Raw genomic sequence first — 17,084 nt, 5'->3', positions numbered from 1 at the left:
CGCACTATCATAACATGAGCATTCACTATTCTGGCACAAACTGGAATAGTGAAAAAAACAACAAAACCTACACCTGCATCGACATGACTTCCTGGTAGGCTGATACCAGTTTGTTACGCACCTGAATGCCCATCTGCATCGAAACCGACGCTTTCTGCATATCGGTCATCACATCATTCAGCGCAATGCCTGGTTCACCCAGGGTAAATTTTTCAGCCTGAACGCGAGAGGCGGTTTGCACATCGCTGATTCTGTCCAATGCCGCGTGCAGTTGACCGGCAAAACTCACGGTCGATTGTGGCTGCACATCCTGCATTTTCGCTGACATTGCCGTGGCCTGTAGCTGACTGATAACCCCTTCAATCCCCTGTATTGCCGACATTCTGATCCCCTGGATGATTTTTTACGTAGCAGAGATTACCAGCTCGTCAATAAGATAAAGGCGCTAAATAACGATAAAAAACCTCGGTTTTTAACGCATAGAAAAATTCGAAACCGCAAATAATGAGACCGTCAATTTTTCGAGTTTGCTGACCCGGGAGTGAGTCTTGTTCCACTTTGCAAAAAACGCCGTCCACGATAAGCCACGAGGTGCGAGATGAGTGCGACAGCATCGACTGCAACCCAACTGAAACCTCTCGAGTGGTTAAATCGCCTGCGCGCGAATCCCAAAATCCCTCTGATTGTGGCGGGTGCCGCTGCCGTCGCTATCATCGTTGCGATGGTCCTGTGGGCCAAAGCACCTGACTACCGCACACTGTTCAGCAACCTATCCGATCAGGACGGTGGCGCGATTGTCACGCAGCTGACGCAGATGAACGTTCCTTATCGTTTCACTGAGGGAAGCGGCGCCATTGAAGTCCCTGCTGATAAAGTTCATGAACTGCGTTTACGCCTGGCACAGCAAGGCCTGCCGAAAGGCGGCGCGGTGGGCTTTGAGTTACTGGACCAGGAAAAGTTTGGTATCAGCCAGTTTAGCGAGCAGGTCAACTACCAGCGAGCTCTGGAAGGCGAATTAGCCCGTACCATTGAAACACTGGGGCCGGTAAAACGCGCCCGTGTCCATCTTGCGATGCCCAAACCGTCACTGTTCGTACGTGAACAAAAAGCCCCTTCTGCCTCCGTCACGGTAAACCTGGAGCCGGGTCGAGCACTGGACGAAGGTCAGATTAGCGCGGTAACGCATCTGGTCTCCAGCGCTGTCGCGGGCTTGCCGCCGGGCAACGTGACGCTGGTCGATCAGGCAGGACATCTGTTAACCCAGTCGAACACCAGCAGCCGCGACCTGAACGATGCGCAGCTGAAATATGCCAGCGATGTTGAAGGTCGCGTACAGCGTCGTATTGAATCAATCCTGTCGCCCATTGTCGGTAACGGCAACGTACATGCACAGGTTACTGCCCAGCTGGATTTCGCCAACAAAGAGCAAACCGAAGAGAAGTACAGCCCAAATGGCGACGACTCACAGGCTGTTCTGCGTTCACGCCAGCTTAACGTCAGCGAGCAGATAGGAAGCGGAGCGCCTGGCGGCGTACCGGGCGCACTGTCTAACCAGCCCGCGCCGGCGAATACGGCCCCGATTAATACACCACCGGCAAATCAGCAAAACCCGCAGAATGCGCAAACCACGCAAACGGCGAATAACGCCAATGCCGGACCGCGCAGCACGCAGCGTAACGAAACCAGCAACTATGAAGTTGACCGTACCATTCGTCACACCAAGATGAATGTGGGTGATGTACAGCGCCTGTCGGTGGCGGTAGTGGTCAACTATAAAACGTTACCGGATGGCAAACCGCTGCCGTTAACCGCCGACCAAATGAAACAAATTGAGGACCTGACCCGCGAGGCCATGGGCTTCTCTGAAAAACGCGGCGATACCCTGAATGTCGTGAACTCCCCCTTCACCGCAAGTGATGACGCGGGCGGAGAGCTTCCATTCTGGCAACAGCAGTCCTTTATTGATCAGCTAATGTCCGCTGGCCGTTGGTTGCTGGTTCTGTTGGTGGCCTGGATCCTGTGGCGTAAAGCGGTGCGTCCGCAGTTGATGCGTCGCAGCGAAGAGGTCAAAGCCGCACAAGAACAAACACGTATTCGCCAGGAAACGGAAGAAGCGGTTGAAGTTCGCCTCAGCAAAGACGAGCAGACCCAGCAGCGCCGTAACAACCAGCGGCTGGGTGCTGAAGTCATGAGCCAGCGTATTCGTGAAATGTCAGATAACGATCCGCGCGTCGTGGCGCTGGTCATTCGCCAGTGGATAAATAACGAACATGAGTAATCTTAGCGGCACCGATAAAAGCGTCATCTTATTGATGACCATTGGCGAAGATCGCGCGGCGGAGGTCTTTAAGCACCTTTCCACGCGCGAAGTACAGGCCCTCAGTACGGCAATGGCCAACGTGCGTCAGATCTCCAACAAGCAGTTGACGGAGGTTCTGGCCGAATTTGAACAAGAAGCCGAGCAGTTTGCCGCACTGAACATCAACGCCAACGAATACCTGCGCTCCGTGCTGGTAAAAGCGTTGGGCGAAGAACGTGCCTCCAGCCTGCTGGAAGACATTCTGGAAACTCGCGATACCACCAGCGGCATTGAAACGCTCAACTTTATGGAGCCACAAAGCGCCGCCGATCTTATTCGCGACGAGCACCCGCAGATTATCGCCACCATTCTGGTTCACCTCAAACGGGGCCAGGCCGCCGATATTCTGGCGCTGTTCGACGAGCGCTTACGCCACGATGTCATGCTGCGTATCGCGACTTTCGGCGGCGTACAGCCTGCCGCACTGGCAGAACTGACCGAAGTGCTGAACGGGTTGCTCGACGGCCAGAACCTCAAGCGCAGCAAAATGGGCGGCGTGAGGACAGCAGCAGAAATTATCAACCTGATGAAGACGCAGCAGGAAGAAGCGGTTATTACCGCGGTACGCGAATTCGACGGCGAGCTGGCGCAGAAAATTATCGACGAGATGTTCCTGTTCGAAAATCTGGTGGATGTCGACGATCGCAGCATCCAGCGTCTGTTGCAGGAAGTGGATTCCGAATCGCTGCTGATAGCCCTGAAAGGTGCCGAGCAACCATTACGCGAGAAGTTCCTGCGCAACATGTCGCAGCGTGCCGCCGATATCCTGCGCGACGATCTTGCCAACCGCGGTCCGGTACGTTTGTCGCAGGTGGAAAACGAACAGAAAGCAATTCTGCTTATCGTACGTCGTCTGGCCGAGACCGGCGAGATGGTGATCGGCAGCGGCGAGGATACCTATGTCTAACGATCTGCCATGGAAAGTCTGGACGCCTGACGATCTCGCCCCGCCAATGGCGGAGTTCATACTGGCCGATCATACCGACGATCAGCCGTCCGACGAGACAGAGGAGCCACAGCTATCTGCGGAACAACAGCTTGAGCAGCAGTTGGCGCAAATGCAGCTCCAGGCCCATGAGCAAGGATATAATGCCGGCCTGGCTGAAGGTCGGCAAAAAGGGCACGCACAAGGTTATCAGGACGGACTGGCCCAGGGTCTGGAGCAGGGTCAGAACCAGGCTCGCGCCCAACATGCGCCGATTCATGCCCGCATGCAGCAACTGGTCAGTGAGTTTCAGAATACACTGGATGCCCTGGACAGCGTCATTGCATCGCGCCTGATGCAAATGGCACTGGAAGCGGCGCGCCAGGTTATCGGCCAGACCCCCATCGTGGATAACGCCGCACTGATTAAGCAAATCCAACAGCTGTTGCAACAGGAGCCGCTGTTTAGCGGTAAACCGCAGTTGCGCGTCCATCCGGACGATCTGCAGCGGGTGGAAGAGATGCTGGGGGCGACCCTCAGTCTGCACGGCTGGCGACTGCGTGGCGATCCAACGTTGCATCACGGTGGCTGTAAAGTCTCTGCTGACGAAGGCGATCTGGACGCCAGTGTTGCCACCCGCTGGCAAGAACTCTGCCGTCTGGCAGCGCCGGGAGTCGTGTAATGACCACTCGCCTGACTCGCTGGCTCAACACGCTGGACAACTTCGAAGAAAAAATGTCGCTGCTGCCTGCGGTGCGTCGTTACGGGCGTCTGACCCGCGCCACCGGGCTGGTACTGGAAGCCACAGGTCTGCAGTTGCCGCTGGGTGCCACCTGCGTCATTGAGCGTCAGGATGGCAACGAAACCCAGGAAGTCGAAAGCGAAGTGGTTGGCTTTAATGGTCAACGCCTGTTTCTGATGCCGCTCGAAGAGGTCGAAGGCGTTCTGCCGGGCGCGCGCGTTTACGCGAAAAACATCGCCGGCGAAGGGCTGCAAAGCGGGAAACAATTACCGCTGGGCCCTGCCCTGCTGGGGCGTGTTCTCGATGGCAGCGGGAAGCCGCTTGATGGGTTGCCTGCACCCGACACCACGGAAACAGGGGCGCTAATCACCCCGCCATTTAACCCCCTGCAACGTACCCCGATTGAACACGTGCTGGATACTGGCGTACGGCCTATCAATGCGCTGTTAACCGTCGGGCGCGGTCAGCGAATGGGGCTTTTCGCTGGTTCCGGTGTGGGTAAAAGCGTCCTGCTCGGCATGATGGCACGCTATACCCAGGCTGACGTCATTGTTGTCGGTCTGATTGGCGAGCGTGGACGCGAAGTTAAAGATTTTATTGAAAATATACTTGGCGCCGAGGGACGTGCACGCTCGGTGGTGATTGCCGCTCCGGCGGACGTTTCCCCGCTGTTGCGTATGCAGGGTGCAGCCTACGCCACGCGCATCGCCGAAGATTTTCGCGATCGCGGCCAGCACGTGCTGCTGATTATGGATTCCCTCACCCGTTATGCAATGGCACAGCGTGAAATTGCACTGGCGATCGGCGAACCTCCGGCAACGAAAGGCTATCCGCCGTCGGTGTTTGCTAAATTACCCGCACTGGTTGAACGGGCTGGCAACGGTATTCATGGCGGCGGTTCCGTGACCGCATTTTATACCGTACTGACCGAAGGCGACGACCAACAGGACCCTATTGCTGACTCCGCCCGTGCCATTCTCGACGGCCACATTGTCCTGTCCCGTCATCTGGCCGAGGCCGGTCACTATCCGGCCATTGATATTGAAGCCTCAATCAGCCGCGCAATGACCGCATTGATCAGCGAGAAACATTATGCGCGGGTACGCAACTTTAAGCAGCTACTGTCCAGTTTCCAGCGTAACCGCGATCTGGTCAGCGTAGGCGCCTACGCCAAAGGCAGCGATCCCATGTTGGATAAAGCCATTGCCTTATGGCCACAGCTGGAAGCATTTTTACAGCAAGGCATCTTTGAACGAGCCGACTGGGAAGACTCCCTGCAGGCTTTGGATCTGATTTTCCCTGGTGTGTGATTAAGCAGGAGAGCATAGGTCATGGCACAACATGGTGCGCTGGCAACACTTAAAGACCTGGCTGAAAAAGAAGTCGATGACGCAGCTATCTTATTAGGCGAGATGCGCCGCGGATGTCAGCAGGCGGAAGAGCAGTTGAAGATGCTGATCGATTATCAGCATGAATATCGCAACAATCTTAATAGCGATATGGGTCAGGGTATTACCAGTAATCGCTGGATTAACTATCAACAATTTATTCAAACGCTGGAAAAAGCGATTGAGCAACATCGCCAACAGCTCAACCAATGGACGCAGAAAGTGGACCAGGCGTTGAGCAGTTGGCGCGATAAAAAGCAGCGACTGCAGGCATGGCAGACTCTGCAGGACAGGCAAACCACAGCCGCGTTACTGGCTGAAAACCGCCTGGATCAGAAAAAAATGGATGAATTTGCTCAGCGTGCAGCTATGAGGAAACCCGAATGATTACTTTACCCCAACTGATTACCACCGACACCGACGTAGCCGCAGGTCTTCAGTCAGGCAAAGCGGTAGATTCCCCCGAGGATTTTTTAGCGTTGCTGGCAGGTGCATTAGGTGCAGGCGATGCACAGGGTAAAGACGCCCCGCTGTCACTGGCCGATTTACAGGCCGCAGGCAGCAAACTGCAAAAAGGGTTATTGCAAAAGAATGGTGATACCGCGCAGACGCTAAAATTAGCCGATCTGCTGACACAAAAAGAGGTCCAGACCGAGGCGTCGCTGGCCGACCTGACTGATGCACAACAGTTGCTGTCTGCGCTCACGCCGTCACTGAAGGTTAATGCCCTGACAACACTGGGCAAAACCGCACAGCAGGATGAAAAAACCGCCCGTCTGAGCGATGACGATCTCGCCAACCTGAGTGCGCTGTTCGCTATGCTGCCAGGGCAACAGGTAACCACTCCGGCTGTTGATGCCACCCCAGCCCCGGCGGATGCTACGCTGTCGGTGCTGTTACGTGGTAATACCCCCAGCACGACTGCCGATAGCGCCAGTGAATTACTGACCGGCGAAGGGAAAAAAGGTAAAGCAGATACCGCGATGCATGCCAGTGGCGCGGATCAGACCAACAATGCTGGTTTCACCCCATTAACGGCAGCGGCAGCAACGCGCGCAGAGATTGAAAGTTCACCGTCACCAACCAACGTTGGCGCAATAGCTCCGCTGGCTGGCACACAGACACATGCGCAGCCGTTACCGACTGCCGCGGCTCCGGTATTGAGCGCCCCGCTGGGAAGCCATGAATGGCAGCAATCACTGAGTCAACACGTCACGCTGTTCACCCGCCAGGGCCAGCAAAGTGCGGAACTGCGTTTGCATCCGCAGGATCTGGGGCAAGTGCAGATTTCCCTCAAGCTTGATGACAACATGGCGCAACTGCAAATGGTCTCGCCTCATAGCCACGTTCGCGCGGCGCTGGAAGCGGCATTACCCATGCTGCGCACGCAGTTGGCTGAAAGCGGGATCCAACTGGGGCAAAGCAGTATCAGCAGCGAAAGTTTCGCCGGTCAGCAACAGTCGTCTTCACAGCAACAACAGGCTGGGCGTGCGCATGGACAAGATATTTTTGCTCCCGAAGATGATGCTGTTCTGGCCACACCTGCCGCACTGCAAGCCGCGGCTCGCGGTGATGGTGCAGTAGACATCTTCGCCTAACGCCAGAGGTAGCATGATTATCCGCGTCTTTTCCACGCTTTGTCGTGGTCAGGACACGGGATAATCAGCCTATAAGCTGTACCGAAACAGGAAGCCCGTATCTGATGACTGACTCCGCGATTAACAAAAAGAGTAAACGCGCTATTTGGATCCCTCTGCTGGTGTTAATTACGCTCGCCGCCCTCGCTACTGCGGGCTATAGCTACTGGCGCATGCAGCAGCAACCGTCCGCCAGCGTAAAAGCGGAACCGGCTCCACCGCCTGCCCCAGTGTTCTTTGCACTGGATACGTTTACCGTCAATTTAGGTGATGCGGATCGCGTGCTGTATATCGGTATCACACTGCGCATGAAAGACGAGGCGACACGCTCGCGTCTGAACGAATATCTGCCAGAAGTGCGCAGCCGTCTGCTGCTATTGTTCTCTCGCCAGAACGCCGCCACGCTCGCAACAGAAGAAGGCAAACAGCAGCTGATTGCCGCTATCAAAGAGACGCTCGCGACTCCGCTCGTTGTCGGGCAGCCGAAACAGGTTGTCACCGACGTTCTTTATACAGCTTTTATTCTGCGGTAAAGACATGGGCGACAGTATTCTTTCTCAGGCTGAAATCGACGCATTGCTTAACGGCGATAGCGAAACTAAAGACGAACCCATTTCCGGTATCGCAAATGAAAGCGATATTCGTCCTTATGATCCCAACACTCAGCGCCGCGTCGTTCGTGAGCGTTTGCAGGCGCTGGAGATCATTAACGAACGCTTTGCGCGCCAGTTCCGTATGGGGTTATTTAACCTGCTACGCCGCAGCCCGGATATTACCGTGGGCGCGATCCGTATCCAGCCATACCACGAGTTTGCACGTAACTTGCCGGTTCCGACCAACCTGAACTTAATCCACCTGAAACCGTTACGCGGGACAGGTCTGGTGGTGTTCTCACCGAGTCTGGTGTTTATCGCCGTAGATAACCTGTTCGGCGGTGATGGTCGTTTCCCGACGAAAGTCGAAGGCCGTGAATTTACGCACACTGAACAACGCGTCATCAACCGCATGCTGAAACTGGCGCTGGAAAGCTACAGCGACGCGTGGAAGGCTATCAACCCACTGGAAGTGGAATATGTCCGTTCCGAGATGCAGGTGAAGTTTACCAATATCACCACCTCCCCGAACGACATCGTGGTGAACACCCCGTTCCACGTTGAAATCGGCAACCTGACCGGTGAATTTAACATCTGTCTGCCATTCAGCATGATTGAACCGTTGCGCGAACTGCTGGTAAACCCACCGCTGGAAAACTCGCGTAATGAAGATCAGAACTGGCGCAATAATCTGGTGCGTCAGGTTCAGCATTCTGAGCTGGAACTGGTAGCAAACTTTGCTGACATTCCGCTGCGGCTGTCCCAGATTTTGAAGCTGAAACCCGGCGATGTACTGCCGATTGAAAAACCCGACCGCATTATTGCTCATGTGGACGGCGTACCTGTGCTGACCAGCCAATATGGCACCGTAAATGGTCAGTATGCGTTACGCGTAGAACATTTGATAAACCCGATTTTGAATTCGCTGAATGAGGAACAGCCCAAATGAGTGACATGAATAATCCGTCCGATGAGAACACTGGTGCATTGGACGATCTGTGGGCTGACGCGTTAAACGAGCAAAAAACAACGACCACCAAAAGTGCGGCCGATGCGGTATTCCAGCAGTTAGGTGGCGGCGATGTCAGCGGTGCACTGCAGGATATCGACCTGATCATGGATATTCCGGTCAAGCTGACCGTTGAATTGGGCCGCACCCGCATGACCATCAAAGAGCTACTGCGCCTGACGCAGGGTTCGGTCGTCGCGCTGGACGGTCTGGCGGGCGAGCCGCTGGATATTCTGATCAACGGTTATTTGATTGCTCAGGGTGAAGTTGTGGTAGTCGCAGATAAATACGGTGTACGTATTACTGACATTATTACCCCATCTGAACGTATGCGTCGTCTGAGCCGTTAACGATGAATACCCAGGCCACCGTCGCTCAGCCCGCAGCTGTACCCGGCTCACCGTTAGTGCAGGTCAGCGGCGCGCTGCTGGGGATCATTGTGTTGATCCTGGGAGCCGCCTGGCTGATTAAGCGCCTGGGATTTGCCCCCAAAAGCGTCGGCACGCGTGGACTGAAAGTTTCAGCCAGTACCTCATTAGGTCCACGTGAGCGGGTGGTAATTGTTGAGGTCGAAGACGCGCGTCTGGTGCTGGGCGTTACAGCGTCGCAGATCAACGTTCTGCATACCCTCCCCCCGGCACCTGCCAGTGCAGAAGAAAAAGCGGCCTCCCCTGCGGATTTCCAGGCCATGATGAAGAGTTTGCTGAAGCGTCCTGGGAGATCCTGATGCGCCGTTTGTTATCCCTCACGCTGACGGGTGTGTGGCTGTTCAGCCCAGCAGCCCTGGCCCAACTACCGGGTCTGGTTAGCCAGCCGCTGCCCGGCGGCGGACAAAGCTGGTCATTGCCCGTCCAAACGCTGGTGTTTATCACCTCGCTGACGTTCCTGCCCGCTATTTTGCTGATGATGACCAGCTTCACCCGCATCATCATCGTTTTTGGCCTGTTACGTAATGCGCTGGGAACACCGTCAGCACCGCCGAACCAGGTTTTACTTGGACTGGCGCTGTTTTTGACCTTTTTCATCATGTCGCCGGTGATCGACAAAATCTACGTTGATGCGTATCAACCCTTCAGCGAAGAGAAGATCTCCATGCAGGAAGCCATGGAGAAAGGCGCACAGCCGTTGCGTGAATTTATGTTACGTCAGACCCGCGAAGCCGATCTGGCTCTGTTCGCCCGCCTGGCAAACAGCGGCCCGTTACAGGGGCCTGAAGCCGTACCGATGCGCATTTTGCTGCCGGCTTATGTCACCAGTGAGTTGAAAACGGCATTCCAGATAGGTTTTACCATTTTCATTCCATTTCTGATAATCGATCTGGTTATCGCCAGCGTCCTGATGGCGCTCGGGATGATGATGGTGCCACCTGCCACCATTGCACTCCCATTCAAGCTCATGCTGTTTGTGCTGGTTGACGGCTGGCAGCTGCTTGTCGGCTCGCTTGCACAAAGCTTTTACAGTTAGAGGCGCGAAATGACTCCTGAATCGGTCATGATGATGGGCACTGAGGCGATGAAAGTTGCCCTTGCCCTTGCCGCACCTTTGTTGCTGGTTGCCCTCGTTACGGGTCTTATCATCAGTATCCTGCAGGCGGCAACCCAGATTAACGAAATGACGCTGTCCTTCATTCCGAAAATTGTCGCGGTCTTTATTGCCATCATCGTTGCCGGTCCGTGGATGCTTAATTTGCTGCTCGACTACGTGCGTACGCTGTTCAGCAATATTCCCTACATCATCGGGTAAACGACGCTATGTTGCAGGTGACCAGCGTTGAGTGGCTCCACTGGCTGAATCTTTACTTCTGGCCCCTGCTGCGCATACTGGCGCTCATTTCAACGGCTCCGATACTCAGCGAACGCGCCATCCCCAAACGGGTAAAACTGGGGCTGGGGTTAATGATTACCATGGTTATCGCTCCGCTGCTTCCCCCCGTAAACGTGCCTATCTTTTCTGTCGGCGCGATATGGCAGGCGATGCAGCAAATCCTGATCGGCATCGCATTAGGGTTCACCATGCAATTTGCGTTTGCCGCGGTGCGTACCGCCGGGGAAATCATCGGTCTGCAAATGGGTCTTTCCTTCGCAACCTTCTTCGACCCGGGCAGCCGCCTGAATATGCCCGTTCTGGCACGTCTGATAGATTTGCTGGCGATGCTGCTGTTCCTCACCTTTAATGGTCACTTGTGGCTTATCTCGCTATTGGTGGATACCTTCCATACTCTGCCTATCGGTGGCAATCCGGTTAATAGCAATGCCTTTCTCGCGCTGGCGCGGGCGGGGGGACTCATCTTCCTCAATGGTCTGATGCTGGCTCTGCCGGTGATGACGCTGCTGCTCACACTCAACCTCGCACTCGGTTTGTTAAACCGTATGGCGCCGCAGCTATCGATATTTGTCATTGGTTTCCCACTCACCCTGACCGTGGGTATTTCATTAATGGCCGCGCTAATGCCATTAATTGCCCCCTTCTGTGAGCGCTTATTCAGTGAGATTTTTAATTTGCTGGCTGACATCATCAGTGAAATGCCTTCAAAATAATAACCCTTATTTTTTATCCTGTTTTACTAAGGATTGTCCTAAATTCAAATACAGGCAACATCCACCAGGATAACGCTGTCGCGGTTTATTTGTTTTTGCCTCACTCACATAACGCAACATTTACTTTACTTTAAGATGTTTCCTGGCAAATTATACGCAACTTTACGGGATAGTAAATTCGCCTGAAAACAGCGAAAGCGTCATATTGGGTCGTTATTATTCCGTTTAGTTGTGATGAAATAATCAGGTAAGGGGAATTATCGTTACGCATTGAGTGAGGGTATGCCATGTCAACGATTATTATGGATTTATGCAGTTACACCCGGCTAGGGTTGACCGGATATCTGGTAAGTCGGGGGGTGAAGAAAAGGGAAATCAACGATATTTCAAGCGTTGATGAACTCAGCGTCGCCTGTGTCTCACTGCAGCCGTCTGTGGTGTTTATTAATGAAGACTGCTTTATTCACGATCCGGATAACAGCCAGAGAATTAAGCAAATCATTAATCAACATCCCAGCACTTTATTTATTGTATTTATGGCGATTGCCAATGTCCATTTTGATGAGTATCTCTTAGTAAGAAAAAATTTATTAATCAGTTCTAAGTCGATTAAACCAGATTCACTGGATGAACTTCTTGGCGATATTCTGAAAAAGGAAGTGGATATTGTCATTGATGTGAACCTGCCAACACTATCATTAAGCCGTACCGAATCCAGCATGCTACGTATGTGGATGGCCGGTCAGGGAACAATACAGATATCCGATCAAATGAATATCAAGGCGAAGACAGTCTCATCCCATAAGGGGAATATAAAACGAAAGATCAAGACACATAATAAACAAGTTATCTATCACGTTGTACGACTCACAGATAACGTCACCAATGGTATCTTTGTGAATATGCGTTAGGACATTCTGACTGGTGGGTTTACCACCAGTCAGAATCAGCGTCTGGATTACTCCACTTTTTCCACAAAGATCCCATCCTGATGGCCTGACTCATTAAAGAACCAGATACCGAGCGGGTAGTCTTCCAGAGAAACCAGGTACATGGTGCCTTCACTAAACTCTTCAATCGCCAGTACCCGGCCTGGCCGACGCGGCCCACCGTCCGTTTTGACTGTAACCCGATCATTCACCTTCATCGTTTTCCTCCTGTGGCTTTGTGCCAGTGTAGAACAAATTCCTTTTCCTGGCAGCGCCCTGCTCGCGTGATTGCGGGTTTTCTCGACGGTCTATACTTAACTTGTACGCATCAGAGATTCTGATACGTGCCCCGGTATCCTTAACGGTTGAGAGGTATGAGGATGAAAACCGCGAAAGAGTACAGCGATACGGCCAAACGTGACGTCAGCGTCGATGTGGACGCGCTATTGAAAGCTATCAACGAAATCTGCGAGAGCGAAATTCATCGCAGCCATGATGACCCCGATCGCGTCAGCGTTGATGGCCGGGATTATCATACATGGCATGAACTGGCCGACGCGTTCGAGCTTGATATCCATGATTTTAGCGTGACGGAGATCAATCGCTGACTTTGGGCGAAAAAAATCCCGGCCCGTATCGGGTCGGGATCAAGCTTGCTTATGCAAGAAGCACTTGAAAATTCGTTACACCAGGAAATCTGATGCGAAACCAACCTTATCTGCAATTTTTTTGCCTGACAAGTAAATAATTCTCACCAAAATGATAAATATAACTAATGGTTGAGAGATCACCAGGTTACGCCAGCCTGCGGTATTCAGGTATCCTGGCGCAGCGGACTGCGTTCGCCAGGAACCAGTTCATCTTCACGAAATGCCTCCCGTTTGACGCCAAAACCGTCATACCAGCGGCACTCCACCATTCCGCTGGCATACCCGGTAACGATCATGCGTGGGCCACCCTCTTTCGCGGTGACTTCCTCACTGACAGAAAAGACCATACCCGCCTCCTGTATCAAGAGAAACCTTTTCACCTTAGACGACAAAGAGACGTTTTGCGTAGTCTGGCAGGCGACAATTAGTGCGAAACTCCGCGTAACCTGGCAACCATTTTTACCAGCACCACCACGATCCCACCGATAATAAAGCCGAGCACCAGATTAAGCAGAGTCGGAAGCATCAGAGCAATGAATGAACTCTGCTGTTGGGCAAATTGCTCAATCGCATGATGCAGCGGCGCAATGCCGTGTACCACAATGCCGCCACCGACTAAAAACATCGCCAGCGTGCCGACCACGGAAAGAGATTTCATGAGCCAGGGAGCAACCACCAGCAATCCCTTACCCAGGGCCTGAGCCAGTGCGCTGCGCTTTTCTGCCAGCCAGTAGCCAATATCATCGAGCTTCACAATAATACCAACCAGACCATATACGCCAACGGTCACCACCAAAGCAATACCCGACAAAACCAGTACCTGATTCAACAACGGCGCATCCGCCACAATACCCAACGTAATGGCCACAATCTCTGCAGATAAAATAAAGTCAGTACGTATCGCCCCTTTGATTTTATCTTTCTCAAAGGTGAGAGGATCCTGCGCCGCCAACGATGTCAGACGCTGCTGACGCTCCTCTGGGGTCTCTTTTTGTTTTCGCGCTTCCAGGGTGTGAAGCACTTTTTCCACGCCCTCAAAACAGAGGAACGCCCCACCAATCATCAATAAGGGGGTGATAGCCCATGGAATGAAGGCGCTGATCAATAGCGCCAGCGGCACCAGGATAACTTTGTTGACGAAAGATCCTTTAGCCACACTCCAGACCACCGGAAGCTCGCGGTTTGCCCGCACGCCCGATACCTGTTGCGCGTTAAGCGACAAATCGTCTCCCAGCACACCCGCCGTTTTTTTCGCGGCCAGTTTTCCCATCACTGAGATATCGTCCAGAAGCGTGGCGATGTCATCAAGCAAGGTGAGTAAGCTACTTCCTGCCAAAATTTTAATCCTCAATATTATTGTTTTGCAGCCATAAGTATGAAGTAAAACACGCCATGCTGAAACAGACCTTTCTGGTCAACAATTATTTAACAACAGCAGGCAATTATAAGTCTCGCCAGCATGATAGTTTTGACGTTTACTATGTTGCACCTTTTTATTTCCACCGTGAGGGATTATGCGTTTCAGGCAATTGTTACCGCTTTTCAGTGCGCTATTTGCGCTGTACATCATTTGGGGTTCCACGTACTTCGTTATTCGCATTGGCGTTGAAAGTTGGCCGCCGTTGATGATGGCTGGCGTACGTTTTCTCTCTGCTGGAGTGTTATTAACACTTTTTTTACTTCTTCGCGGACACAAGCTACCGCCTCTGCGCCAGCTCCTGAACGCCGCGTTAATTGGTATCCTGCTGCTGGCCGTGGGTAATGGGCTGGTTACTGTTGCAGAACATCAAAATGTTCCTTCCGGTATTGCCGCCGTAGTGGTTGCCACCGTCCCGCTGTTTACGCTGTGCTTTAGCCACTTTTTTGGCATCAAAACACGCAAACTGGAATGGATGGGGATCACAATTGGACTCGCCGGGATCATCATGCTTAACAGCGGTGGTAACTTGAGTGGTAATCCCTGGGGGGCAGTATTAATCCTGATTGGTTCAATGAGCTGGGCATTTGGCTCCGTGTACGGCTCACGTATAACCTTGCCCGTTGGCATGATGGCCGGTGCTATTGAAATGTTAGCCGCGGGTATTGTACTGATGTGCGCATCGCTGCTCAGTGGAGAAAAGCTGACCACGATGCCAACCTTCTCCGGTTTTATGGCGGTGGCATATCTCGCCCTGTTCGGCTCAATTATTGCGATTAACGCTTATATGTTCCTTATTCGTAATGTAAGCCCGGCGTTAGCCACCAGCTATGCCTACGTCAACCCGGTAGTGGCGGTTCTGTTAGGTACGGGGCTGGGAGGTGAAAGCCTGGCGTTGATCGAGTGGCTGGCGCTCGGGGTCATTGTTTTTGCCGTGGTATTGGTGACGCTGGGGAAATACTTATTCCCGGTCAAAGCTGACGCGGTCGCAGCCCCCTCGGAAAAGTCGTTACAGTAAATGAATGCCCTGAGTGTCGATCTGCGCGGTGGCGCCGCCGCCGCAGATCCACTCGATAACCCGTTCAGACAGTGCCTCATTATCCAGTTTCTCACGCCCACGCAGGGCGCATTCCCAGACAATCAAGACCCGCCATCCCAACGACTGCAATTTTTCGCAGTCCCGCTTATCACGTACCACATTTTTTCCTATCTTCTCCAGCCAGAACGCCGTGCGGGTTGCCGGGACTTTAAAGAGATAGCAGTTGTGCTGATGCCAGAAACAGCCGTGGGTAAAGAGAACGCAACGGTAGTCATCCACCACAAAATCGGGGCGACCGGGCAACGTTGCATCCTGCGCGCGAAACGTTACCCCCTGCTCCGTCAGGATGTCGGCCAGACGTTTTTCGATCGCCGTATCGCGGGTCCCTATCGCCCGCATATTTTTACTGCGTGTCGCCTTATCGTGAACGTCTGCCATGCTGCTGTTCTTTCTCACGGAGCGCAACAGCCTGTTTGATCTTCGGCTCCAGCAGTTTGGCTACCGCCGCAAATGCCGGGACGACCACCGAATTACCGAACTGGCGGTAAGCCTGGGTATCTGATACCGGAATGCGAAACTGGTAACCCTGAGGAGACTCAAACCCCATCAGGCGAGCGCACTCTCTTGGCGTTAATCGACGAGGACGATGTCGCTGATTGGCGGGATCATCGAAATCCTGTTCACCCAGCGCCATATCCCAGCCACGGTCTATCAAAATTTCAGCCCCATCCTTATAGTAACGTGCGGATAATGTACGCGTTACGCTATCGGGATTGCCGGGATAGACCATACCGTAGCCAAACCCATTGCCCCGTGCCTGATGTTTTTTCGCATAGCGATACAGGTATTTCCACAGGACCGGTGTCAGCACATATTTCGCATCAACAGTCGGTTCAAGCAGCTCTGCGAGCGTCGTTCGACGCTGAGGGTAGCGGCTGACAATATCGCGCAACGTAAAGTCTGACTTCAAGCTCAGATCACGTCGAAAGCCGACGAGCACGATACGTTCGCGATGCTGGGGTAAAAAATGTTGCCCATCGATAATCTTCGGATCATCAGGGCCATTATCTGCTGCATCCGCCACGTCATAGCCCAGTTCATCCAGCGTTTGCATGATGATGCGAAAGGTTTTTCCCTGGTCATGACTCTTCAGATTTTTAACGTTTTCGAGCACAAATATAGCCGGTCGCCGCGCGTCGATAATTCGCACCACGTCAAAAAAAAGCGTGCCTTGCGTATCACAGGCAAAACCGTGGGCACGCCCTAACGCGTTTTTCTTTGATACACCCGCCAGAGAAAATGGCTGGCAAGGGAAGCCGGCCAGCAGGACATCATGCTCGGGAACATGTTGACGAATATGCTCTGCAGCCTGCTCGTCACTCACCCCCTCATGATGGCTGAGCGTAATATCACGAATATCTTCATTAAAGTGGTGCTGCAGAGGATCGCAGTAGTGATTCGCCTTGTAGGTGCGCACCGCATGCTTGTTCCACTCGCTGGTAAACACGCACTGCCCGCCAATCGCTTCAAAACCGCGACGAATTCCGCCAATACCAGCAAAAAGATCGATAAAGCGAAAAGCATAATGTGGATGATGCGCAGGCGGCGTCGGTAGCATGGCGTTCAGATGAGCCAGCTCAGCGTCGCTGAGCCGATGCCATGTTTCATTGGCGACCACACGCTTAAAGATGGCCGGACTCCAGCGATTCTCACCAACACCATTCAGATGAGCAACCAGCGTTTTCACATCGTATATTTCAAGCAACTTAGCCAAAATCACCTGTGCGGCGGCCTCGTTATCATCTGTCATCGGGTTCATGGAGCCTGCTACTGAAAAATTATCCTGCATACGTTTAACC

General features: G+C 53.1%; 21 protein-coding genes and 1 pseudogene. 16 read left to right on the top strand and 6 right to left on the bottom strand.

The genetic code is table 11. The annotated features are described in order from the left end of the window. Nucleotides 1-67: 67 nt before the first annotated feature. Nucleotides 68-382 (bottom strand): flagellar hook-basal body complex protein FliE, encoded by a 315-nt coding sequence (fliE, locus tag SK32_RS03120; RefSeq protein ID WP_005127749.1) that lies wholly within the window; start codon nt 380-382, stop codon nt 68-70. 216 nt (nt 383-598) lie between these two features. On the opposite strand from fliE, the gene fliF reads away from it, so the two are divergent. The 14 genes and pseudogenes from fliF (at nt 599) to rcsA (ending at nt 12,101) form a co-directional block, all read left to right on the top strand. Continuing rightward, nucleotides 599-2,278, top strand: a complete 1,680-nt coding sequence (gene fliF / locus SK32_RS03115; RefSeq protein WP_048211312.1) for a flagellar basal-body MS-ring/collar protein FliF — start codon at nt 599-601, stop codon at nt 2,276-2,278. Beyond that, the gene (gene fliG, locus SK32_RS03110; RefSeq protein WP_048211311.1) at nt 2,271-3,266 is read left to right on the top strand and encodes a flagellar motor switch protein FliG; all 996 of its coding nucleotides are present in this window, start codon (nt 2,271-2,273) and stop codon (nt 3,264-3,266) included. The genes fliF and fliG overlap by 8 nt, the downstream gene beginning before the upstream one ends. After that, nucleotides 3,259-3,966 (top strand): flagellar assembly protein FliH, encoded by a 708-nt coding sequence (gene fliH, locus SK32_RS03105; protein ID WP_048211310.1) that lies wholly within the window; start codon nt 3,259-3,261, stop codon nt 3,964-3,966. Before fliG ends, fliH begins: the two co-directional genes overlap by 8 nt. Continuing rightward, nucleotides 3,966-5,336 (top strand): flagellar protein export ATPase FliI, encoded by a 1,371-nt coding sequence (fliI, locus tag SK32_RS03100; protein ID WP_005127755.1) that lies wholly within the window; start codon nt 3,966-3,968, stop codon nt 5,334-5,336. The genes fliH and fliI overlap by 1 nt, the downstream gene beginning before the upstream one ends. Nucleotides 5,337-5,357: 21 nt before the next feature. Continuing rightward, nucleotides 5,358-5,801, top strand: coding sequence for a flagellar export protein FliJ (gene fliJ, locus SK32_RS03095; RefSeq protein WP_005127756.1), 444 nt, complete (start codon nt 5,358-5,360; stop codon nt 5,799-5,801). Beyond that, complete coding sequence (fliK, locus tag SK32_RS03090) at nt 5,798-7,012, top strand: flagellar hook length control protein FliK (RefSeq protein ID WP_048211309.1); 1,215 nt, start codon at nt 5,798-5,800, stop codon at nt 7,010-7,012. Before fliJ ends, fliK begins: the two co-directional genes overlap by 4 nt. 104 nt (nt 7,013-7,116) lie before the next feature. Beyond that, nucleotides 7,117-7,584 (top strand): flagellar basal body-associated protein FliL, encoded by a 468-nt coding sequence (fliL, locus tag SK32_RS03085; RefSeq protein ID WP_048211308.1) that lies wholly within the window; start codon nt 7,117-7,119, stop codon nt 7,582-7,584. A 4-nt stretch (nt 7,585-7,588) separates the two neighbouring features. Further along, a complete protein-coding gene (fliM, locus tag SK32_RS03080; RefSeq protein ID WP_005127760.1) occupies nt 7,589-8,593 on the top strand; it encodes a flagellar motor switch protein FliM in 1,005 nt (334 codons plus the stop codon). Further along, entirely contained in the window at nt 8,590-9,003 is a 414-nt protein-coding gene (fliN, locus tag SK32_RS03075) for a flagellar motor switch protein FliN (protein WP_005127761.1), read from the top strand. The genes fliM and fliN overlap by 4 nt, the downstream gene beginning before the upstream one ends. A 2-nt stretch (nt 9,004-9,005) precedes the next feature. Then, nucleotides 9,006-9,380: a flagellar biosynthetic protein FliO gene (fliO, locus tag SK32_RS03070; protein WP_048211307.1), complete on the top strand. Its 375-nt coding sequence runs from the start codon at nt 9,006-9,008 to the stop codon at nt 9,378-9,380. Next, the gene (gene fliP / locus SK32_RS03065; RefSeq protein ID WP_048211306.1) at nt 9,380-10,117 is read left to right on the top strand and encodes a flagellar type III secretion system pore protein FliP; all 738 of its coding nucleotides are present in this window, start codon (nt 9,380-9,382) and stop codon (nt 10,115-10,117) included. Before fliO ends, fliP begins: the two co-directional genes overlap by 1 nt. Nucleotides 10,118-10,126: 9 nt before the next feature. Then, entirely contained in the window at nt 10,127-10,396 is a 270-nt protein-coding gene (gene fliQ, locus SK32_RS03060) for a flagellar biosynthesis protein FliQ (RefSeq protein WP_003030425.1), read from the top strand. A gap of 8 nt (nt 10,397-10,404) precedes the next feature. Then, nucleotides 10,405-11,197, top strand: a pseudogene (gene fliR, locus SK32_RS03055) (flagellar biosynthetic protein FliR); the annotation flags it as partial. Nucleotides 11,198-11,477: 280 nt separating this feature from the next. Next, on the top strand, nt 11,478-12,101 hold the full coding sequence (gene rcsA / locus SK32_RS03050; RefSeq protein ID WP_048211304.1) for a transcriptional regulator RcsA: 624 nt from the start codon (nt 11,478-11,480) through the stop codon (nt 12,099-12,101). 47 nt (nt 12,102-12,148) lie between these two features. Here rcsA and dsrB read toward each other — a convergent pair whose 3' ends face one another. Next, nucleotides 12,149-12,337 carry a protein DsrB gene (dsrB, locus tag SK32_RS03045; RefSeq protein ID WP_005127768.1) on the bottom strand — a complete coding sequence of 63 codons (189 nt, stop codon included), beginning with the start codon at nt 12,335-12,337 and terminating at the stop codon, nt 12,149-12,151. Nucleotides 12,338-12,499: 162 nt separating this feature from the next. On the opposite strand from dsrB, the gene yodD reads away from it, so the two are divergent. Then, nucleotides 12,500-12,727, top strand: a complete 228-nt coding sequence (yodD, locus tag SK32_RS03040) for a YodD family peroxide/acid resistance protein (protein WP_048211303.1) — start codon at nt 12,500-12,502, stop codon at nt 12,725-12,727. A 206-nt stretch (nt 12,728-12,933) separates the two neighbouring features. Here the strand turns inward: yodD and SK32_RS03035 are convergent, their stop codons facing one another. Next, entirely contained in the window at nt 12,934-13,116 is a 183-nt protein-coding gene (locus SK32_RS03035) for a YodC family protein (RefSeq protein WP_048211302.1), read from the bottom strand. A gap of 77 nt (nt 13,117-13,193) precedes the next feature. Further along, the gene (locus tag SK32_RS03030) at nt 13,194-14,105 is read right to left on the bottom strand and encodes a DUF808 domain-containing protein (protein ID WP_048211301.1); all 912 of its coding nucleotides are present in this window, start codon (nt 14,103-14,105) and stop codon (nt 13,194-13,196) included. Between the two features lie 178 nt (nt 14,106-14,283). Here SK32_RS03030 and yedA point away from each other — a divergent pair, with 178 nt between their 5' ends. Continuing rightward, a complete protein-coding gene (gene yedA / locus SK32_RS03025) occupies nt 14,284-15,204 on the top strand; it encodes a drug/metabolite exporter YedA (protein WP_048211300.1) in 921 nt (306 codons plus the stop codon). Here the strand turns inward: yedA and SK32_RS03020 are convergent. Together SK32_RS03020 and SK32_RS03015 are read right to left on the bottom strand one after the other, a co-directional pair. Continuing rightward, a complete protein-coding gene (locus tag SK32_RS03020) occupies nt 15,196-15,663 on the bottom strand; it encodes a very short patch repair endonuclease (RefSeq protein WP_048211299.1) in 468 nt (155 codons plus the stop codon). The genes yedA and SK32_RS03020 overlap by 9 nt on opposite strands. Beyond that, on the bottom strand, nt 15,644-17,074 hold the full coding sequence (locus tag SK32_RS03015; protein ID WP_048211298.1) for a DNA cytosine methyltransferase: 1,431 nt from the start codon (nt 17,072-17,074) through the stop codon (nt 15,644-15,646). Before SK32_RS03015 ends, SK32_RS03020 begins: the two co-directional genes overlap by 20 nt. Nucleotides 17,075-17,084 lie beyond the last annotated feature (10 nt).

Origin of the sequence: Citrobacter sp. MGH100, assembly GCF_001034465.1 — a bacterium.
Lineage (GTDB): Bacteria > Pseudomonadota > Gammaproteobacteria > Enterobacterales > Enterobacteriaceae > Citrobacter > Citrobacter youngae.
Note: the sequence above shows the minus strand (reverse complement) of the source record. Positions and strands in the feature narration are given on the sequence as shown.

What these genes read in the sequence shown, in the direction of transcription:
- rcsA (WP_048211304.1), top strand. Translation starts at nt 11,478, where the DNA reads ATGTCAACGATTATTATGGATTTATGCAGTTACACCCGGCTAGGGTTG.
- fliN (WP_005127761.1), top strand. Translation starts at nt 8,590, where the DNA reads ATGAGTGACATGAATAATCCGTCCGATGAGAACACTGGTGCATTGGAC.
- yodD (WP_048211303.1), top strand. Translation starts at nt 12,500, where the DNA reads ATGAAAACCGCGAAAGAGTACAGCGATACGGCCAAACGTGACGTCAGC.
- fliG (WP_048211311.1), top strand. Translation starts at nt 2,271, where the DNA reads ATGAGTAATCTTAGCGGCACCGATAAAAGCGTCATCTTATTGATGACC.
- SK32_RS03015 (WP_048211298.1), bottom strand. Translation starts at nt 17,074, where the DNA reads ATGCAGGATAATTTTTCAGTAGCAGGCTCCATGAACCCGATGACAGAT.
- yedA (WP_048211300.1), top strand. Translation starts at nt 14,284, where the DNA reads ATGCGTTTCAGGCAATTGTTACCGCTTTTCAGTGCGCTATTTGCGCTG.
- fliK (WP_048211309.1), top strand. Translation starts at nt 5,798, where the DNA reads ATGATTACTTTACCCCAACTGATTACCACCGACACCGACGTAGCCGCA.
- fliE (WP_005127749.1), bottom strand. Translation starts at nt 382, where the DNA reads ATGTCGGCAATACAGGGGATTGAAGGGGTTATCAGTCAGCTACAGGCC.
- fliJ (WP_005127756.1), top strand. Translation starts at nt 5,358, where the DNA reads ATGGCACAACATGGTGCGCTGGCAACACTTAAAGACCTGGCTGAAAAA.
- fliO (WP_048211307.1), top strand. Translation starts at nt 9,006, where the DNA reads ATGAATACCCAGGCCACCGTCGCTCAGCCCGCAGCTGTACCCGGCTCA.
- fliL (WP_048211308.1), top strand. Translation starts at nt 7,117, where the DNA reads ATGACTGACTCCGCGATTAACAAAAAGAGTAAACGCGCTATTTGGATC.
- fliH (WP_048211310.1), top strand. Translation starts at nt 3,259, where the DNA reads ATGTCTAACGATCTGCCATGGAAAGTCTGGACGCCTGACGATCTCGCC.
- fliQ (WP_003030425.1), top strand. Translation starts at nt 10,127, where the DNA reads ATGACTCCTGAATCGGTCATGATGATGGGCACTGAGGCGATGAAAGTT.
- fliP (WP_048211306.1), top strand. Translation starts at nt 9,380, where the DNA reads ATGCGCCGTTTGTTATCCCTCACGCTGACGGGTGTGTGGCTGTTCAGC.
- fliF (WP_048211312.1), top strand. Translation starts at nt 599, where the DNA reads ATGAGTGCGACAGCATCGACTGCAACCCAACTGAAACCTCTCGAGTGG.
- SK32_RS03035 (WP_048211302.1), bottom strand. Translation starts at nt 13,116, where the DNA reads ATGGTCTTTTCTGTCAGTGAGGAAGTCACCGCGAAAGAGGGTGGCCCA.
- dsrB (WP_005127768.1), bottom strand. Translation starts at nt 12,337, where the DNA reads ATGAAGGTGAATGATCGGGTTACAGTCAAAACGGACGGTGGGCCGCGT.
- fliM (WP_005127760.1), top strand. Translation starts at nt 7,589, where the DNA reads ATGGGCGACAGTATTCTTTCTCAGGCTGAAATCGACGCATTGCTTAAC.
- SK32_RS03020 (WP_048211299.1), bottom strand. Translation starts at nt 15,663, where the DNA reads ATGGCAGACGTTCACGATAAGGCGACACGCAGTAAAAATATGCGGGCG.
- fliI (WP_005127755.1), top strand. Translation starts at nt 3,966, where the DNA reads ATGACCACTCGCCTGACTCGCTGGCTCAACACGCTGGACAACTTCGAA.